Raw genomic sequence first — 2,600 nt, forward strand, 5'->3', positions numbered from 1 at the left:
ATTGAAGGTGATGGTGATATTAGTTCTACAGACCTTGAAGTAACGGATGGCGATAAATCGACTTTTAAAGATGTAAGCCTAAACATAAAAGACAATGTGATCACCAATGCTAAGATGGCGGATAATGCTATCGGTACAGCAGAACTGATTGACAACGCAGTGACTACTGCTAAGATCGCAGACAGCAATGTAACAGCAGCAAAACTTTCTGACAATGCAGTAACGGCCGCTAAGATCGATGCGAGTGTTGCAGGCACAGGACTTACCAAAAACCCAACAACCGGAGCATTAGAAGTTGACGTAACGGGAATTGAAGGTGATGGTGATATTAGTTCTACAGACCTTGAAGTAACGGATGGCGATAAATCGACTTTTAAAGATGTAAGCCTAAACATAAAAGACAATGTAATCACCAATGCTAAGATGGCAGACAATTCTATCAACACAGCAGAATTGGTAAACAATGCAGTAACTACAGCTAAGATTAATGCTTTGGCAGTAACAAAAGATAAAATCAATTCGGATGTTGCAGGTGTTGGTTTAACTAAAAATGCTACAACAGGTGCATTGGATGTCAATGTTGGAGCTATCGTAGGTGATGGAAGTATTACATCTACCGAACTTACTGTAGTAGGTGGAGCAAATGCAACATTAGAGAATGTAACGCTTACAATCGCTGATAACACTATTACCAATGCTAAGATGGCAGACAATGCTATCAACACAGCAGAATTGGTAAACAATGCAGTAACTACAGCTAAGATTGCAGATAACAATGTAATTACATCTAAGATTAATGCTTTAGCAGTAACAAAAGATAAGATCAATTCAGATGTTGCAGGTGTGGGTTTAACTAAAAATGCTACAACGGGAGCCTTGGATGTAAATGTTGGAGCTATCGTAGGTGATGGAAGCATTACATCTACCGAACTTACTGTAGTAGGTGGAGCAAATGCAACATTAGAGAATGTAACGCTTACAATCGCTGATAATGCTATTACTAATGCTAAGATGGCAGACAATGCTGTTAACACATCAGAATTGGTAAACAATGCAGTAACAACAGCTAAGATTGCAGATAACAATGTAATTACATCTAAGATCAATGCTTTAGCAGTAACAAAAGATAAAATCAATTCGGATGTTGCAGGTGTTGGTTTAACTAAAAATGCTACAACAGGTGCATTGGATGTCAATGTTGGAGCTATCGTAGGTGACGGAAGTATCACATCTACCGAACTTACTGTAGTAGGTGGAGCAAATGCAACATTAGAAAACGTAACTCTTACAATCGCTGATAATGCTATTACCAATGCTAAGATGGCAGACAATGCTGTTAACACCGCAGAATTGGTAAACAATGCAGTAACAACAGCTAAGATTGCAGATAACAATGTAATTACATCTAAGATTAATGCTTTAGCAGTAACAAAAGAAAAAATCAACTCGGATGTTGCAGGTGTAGGTTTAACTAAAAATGCTACAACAGGTGCATTGGATGTCAATGTTGGAGCTATCGTAGGTGATGGAAGTATCACATCTACCGAACTTACTGTAGTAGGTGGAGCAAATGCAACATTAGAAAACGTAACGCTTACAATCGCTGATAATGCTATTACCAATGCTAAGATGGCAGACAATGCTATCAATACAACAGAATTGGTTAACAATGCAGTAACAACAGCTAAGATCGCAGACAATAATATAACAACTAATAAAATTGCAGACAGCAATGTAACAGCAGTAAAACTTTCAGACAATGCCGTAACTGCTGCTAAGATTGATGCAAGTGTTGCAGGTGTGGGTTTAACTAAAAACGCTACAACGGGAGCCTTGGATGTAAATGTTGGTGCAATCGTAGGTGATGGAAGCATTACATCTACCGAACTTACTGTAGTAGGTGGAGCAAATGCAACATTAGAAAACGTAACGCTTACAATCGCTGATAATGCTATTACCAATGCTAAGATGGCAGACAATGCTGTTAACACAGCAGAATTGGTAAACAATGCAGTGACAACAGCTAAAATTGCAGATAACAATGTAATTACATCTAAGATTAATGCTTTAGCAGTAACAAAAGATAAGATCAACTCGGATGTTGCGGGCACAGGTTTAACTAAAAATGCTACAACAGGAGCCTTGGATGTCAATGTTGGAGCTATCGTAGGTGATGGAAGTATCACATCTACCGAACTTACAGTAGTAGGTGGAGCAAATGCAACATTAGAGAATGTAACGCTTACAATCGCTGATAATGCTATTACCAATGCTAAGATGGCAGACAATGCTGTTAACACAACAGAATTGGTAAACAATGCAGTAACAACAGCTAAGATCGCAGACAGCAATGTAACAGCTGCAAAACTTTCTGACAATGCAGTAACGGCCGCTAAGATCGATGCAAGTGTTGCCGGAACAGGACTTACCAAAAACCCAACAACCGGAGCATTAGAAGTTGACGTAACCGGAATTGAAGGGGATGGTGATATTAGTTCTACAGACCTTGAAGTAACGGATGGCGATAAATCGACTTTTAAAGATGTAAGCCTAAACATAAAAGACAATGTAATCACCAATGCTAAGATGGCAGATAATGC

Annotated in this window: 1 protein-coding gene; it reads left to right on the forward strand. The window is 38.8% G+C overall.

Annotation, left to right across the window (positions count from 1 at the left end):
- Positions 1 to 2,600 (forward strand): beta strand repeat-containing protein (locus EPI11_RS19050; RefSeq protein ID WP_206619146.1); only part of this gene is annotated, 2,600 nt, incomplete at both ends.

Origin of the sequence: Flavobacterium cerinum, from assembly GCF_004028155.1 — a bacterium.
GTDB lineage: Bacteria > Bacteroidota > Bacteroidia > Flavobacteriales > Flavobacteriaceae > Flavobacterium > Flavobacterium cerinum.